This window comes from Candidatus Omnitrophota bacterium (assembly GCA_013791745.1).
In the GTDB taxonomy this organism is placed as follows: domain Bacteria; phylum CG03; class CG03; order CG03; family CG03; genus CG03.
This window is the reverse complement of record VMTH01000075.1, coordinates 1-3415: the sequence shown is the minus strand read 5'-3', so window position 1 is coordinate 3415 and position 3415 is coordinate 1. Positions and strand designations below refer to the sequence as shown.

Genomic DNA, 3415 nt, shown 5'->3' with positions numbered 1-3415 from the left:
GCTTTTCATAGCGTCGTCAAGCGCCGCCGTGGTCGCTGATGCGATAAATTTTTTCTTGCCGAATCTCTCCTTGAGCGATTCTTTCAGATTCCCCATCGATACTATTTGAGTGACGCCCACCAGCGCTCCCATCATAGCCATGTTCACGGAAAGCTCTGTTTTGGCAACATCCAGCGCGATAGAAGTGGCGGGCACATAAAAAACATTCGCCTTTATTTTACTTAAATTCCGCTTATCTTCGTCGGTGAAATCAAGCGCTGTTTCGGCGTTGATTATCACTATGCCGTTACTCTTCAGTCCATCATAAAAAGGCATTGTATAACATTTTCCCATAGTGATTACATGGGGATGAAATATCATAATTATATCAGGATATACAATCTCACCCCTCTCATAAATATTGTTTCCCGAAATACGGACATAGCTCTCCGCCGGCGCAAGGCGCTTCTCCGCTCCGAAAAAAGGGTTAACAGTGCTGAACTTGCCGTCCAGTACCGCGGCTCCTCCTATGATGTGAGCGGCGGTTATCACTCCCTGCCCCCCTAAGCCGGACATTCTTATTGATATGCTTTTCTGGTTCACTTTACCTCCTCAAATTTTTTAATCAGCTCTTCCGCCGCGGGACTTATATATTCTTTTATCTGATAAGCGCCGCTTTTTTCCATATCCCTCGTTCTCTTCAACGATTCCGACGGTTTGAATTTGTAATTTGTCGGACAGGGACAGTATATCTGGATGTAGGTCGGCCCCAGTTTTCTCGCGAGAATAACCGCTCTCCTTACCATTTTTTCAAGCCGTTTCGGACGGGCGGGAGTTACCGATGCCGAATAAACACAACCCGCGTCTCTGGCGATTTCCGGCATAGGAAGTTTAGCGTACTTTTTTCCCGTAGGCGCCATATTGAGAACTGCTCCCTTCTGAGACATGCCGCTTTCCTGCCCGCCGGTGTTGGCATAAGCTTCGTTATCAAACATTATAGTCGTGAATTTTTCACCCCGGAACCAGGAGTGCATCACCATACCGAGTCCTATATCGCCAATCGCGCCGTCGCCGCCCATAGCCACCACATCCTTTGTTTTATCAGGAAACCTTATCTCCAGAGCCCGTTTCAACCCGGTGGCAACGGCATTCTGATTTCCGAATATTGAGTGTATATTATGGATGGCAACCTGAGCAAAAGAGAGGCTGCTGCAGCCGGTGGTGCCTACAATTACGGTATTCTCGGGAGACGGCAGCGACGCTAAAATCAACCGCTTGGAAAGAGCTAACCCGCAACCGGCGCAGAGAGGGTGCTCTTCGAGCAGCTCCTTAAAAGTCCCTAAGTCCTTGACTCCCAGTTTTTTACCGAAAGGGCCGTCGTTGACCAAATCACGGTAATCCTTCGGCATTATTTCTTCAAACCCCGGTGAGATTTCGTAGATTTTATTATTCATTTTGAGCGCCTCCTTATTTCCTCTAAAATCAGCTCCGGCGGCATTGTCATTCCTCCGAACACCCTCGGCGCGCCGATGACTTTGGAATTATCCTCAACAACAGATTTTATTTCCCGCGCAAGCCAGCCGGTTATATTGAATTCGGGAACAATGACGGCTTTTTTACCCTTAGCCAGAGCCTTTATTTCGTCTTTCGGAAAAGGCCTCAGCGATTTGAGTTTCACCAGGCCGACTTTGAGCCCCTCTGCTTCCGCCCGAATTATAGCGGCCCTTGACTGGGAAACCGCGGTACCGGAGGCCATAATCAGAATTTCCGCATCCTCATTTTCCGTCTCCAGCAAACCGCCGAGATATTTGTTTATGTGTTTTCTTGCTCTTTCCGCCGCGGCCCGGACTTCCTGCTGCCATGAAGCATGACAGGCATAACTTACATAATTGCTTTTCATCACAAAGGGATCGCGCATCTGTCTCACCGGCGGTGTTTCCATATCCATAACAGGAACAGGCGACTTATACGGATTGTACGGCGGAAGTTTTATATCCTCCGGCGCTATCTCAACCATTTCCCTCGTATGGGTGACAAAAAATCCGTCGGCAAAAACAGCGACAGGCAGGTGAACATCCGGCTCTTCCGCTATAATAAAAGCTTTAAGAATCATATCGTAAAGATCCTGCGCTGTTTCGGCATGTAATATAATCATCCCCGTATCCAGCAGCAAACCTATCTCAATCGTATCCGGCTGAATGGTCAATGGCGAATTTAATCCTCTGCAGAAAAAGGCGCACACAATAGGCAGCCTTGCTCCTGCCCATGTTGGAAACATCTCAAAAGCCCGCAGAGCACCTTGTCCGCCGGTTGCGGTAAAAACTCTCACCCCCCCCATAGAGGCACCGGCTACCGCTGACATTACACCTAATTCATTTTCTCCGCGGTAATAGTCTTTAACATAACCTTGAGCATAAATATCTCCCACAAGATGCATGCTCTCCGACTGTGGTGTAATAGGATAGGATATTGCCATATCCACATTTGCCCTTTTTATTGATTCTTTAACCGCTTCACTTCCCGTGATAAACTGTTTTTCCCGTTTAGCTTTAAAGAAAAGCTCTTCCGGTTCTACAATTTTCTGTTGAATTGCTTTATCGGACATTATTTCCCTCCCTTCATTTTTTTGATTACAGCCGTTAAATTGCGCACTTCCTCGGCGTGAACATCCCTCAATGAAATCATCGCGTCCTCGTGGCCGTAGTTTGCGCAGAGCGCAATGGTGTAACAGTCTGTCCCTCCCCTGATAATTTTCAGCGCCAGATTCGCATAATGACAGTGCACCCCCACAAAAACACAGACATCTATTTTGTTGTGCCAGATGGTAAGGTTCGGATGATTCGGATTGATTTCTTCCGCAGGATTGATCATCGGATACTTGGGGCGATAGTCCGACATAGGGATTATTTTTGCCCCCGCGGTATCAGCGAGCTCCTTTATTGCTTTCGCTTTCTCTACAGCTTTATCATTCCATGCCCAGAGAATAAGCGGGCCAGGGAAAAAATATGGATTTTTCGCGGACAGCAGTTTTTCCGCTATTTTTTCCATTGCCTCTTTTTCTGCCACAATTCTTCCCTCAATCAGAGCTTGCCCTCTGTCGGGAAGAACCACTCCCATGGAAGCTGCCGCCGGCGGCAGATAACCTTCCGGCCCGTTAATCACCCTGTAATTAGTCTCTTGCATCATTCCTCCTCTGAAATTTCAATATTCTCTCTTAATTCCGCCTGTCCCTCTTCTCCCGCTCTTTTTCAATTTGTATATTAATACAGTTAAGCTTTTATACTGGCGCCGCATTCAGCACTTGAAACATTTTTTTTATATTGAGAAAGATACCCTGTAACTTTCACTTCTTTAATATGAAGCTTATATGGTTTTTTGGTTGTGCCCCCAGAAACTGTTACAATCGTTCCATCAACTTTCTGTTTTTTCTTTAGTT

4 protein-coding genes are annotated in these 3415 nt (G+C 46.7%); all 4 read right to left on the bottom strand.

The annotated features are described in order from the left end of the window. Positions 1-555: ferredoxin oxidoreductase (locus FP827_03510; GenBank protein MBA3052141.1), on the bottom strand; the 555-nt coding region annotated here is incomplete at its 3' end. A 23-nt stretch (positions 556-578) separates the two neighbouring features. Continuing rightward, entirely contained in the window at positions 579-1433 is an 855-nt protein-coding gene (locus FP827_03505; protein MBA3052140.1) for a ferredoxin oxidoreductase, read from the bottom strand. After that, the gene (locus FP827_03500) at positions 1430-2584 is read right to left on the bottom strand and encodes a ferredoxin oxidoreductase (protein ID MBA3052139.1); all 1155 of its coding nucleotides are present in this window, start codon (positions 2582-2584) and stop codon (positions 1430-1432) included. The genes FP827_03505 and FP827_03500 overlap by 4 nt, the downstream gene beginning before the upstream one ends. Beyond that, positions 2584-3162 (bottom strand): carbon monoxide dehydrogenase, encoded by a 579-nt coding sequence (locus tag FP827_03495; protein ID MBA3052138.1) that lies wholly within the window; start codon positions 3160-3162, stop codon positions 2584-2586. Before FP827_03495 ends, FP827_03500 begins: the two co-directional genes overlap by 1 nt. Between the last annotated feature and the right edge of the window lie 253 nt (positions 3163-3415).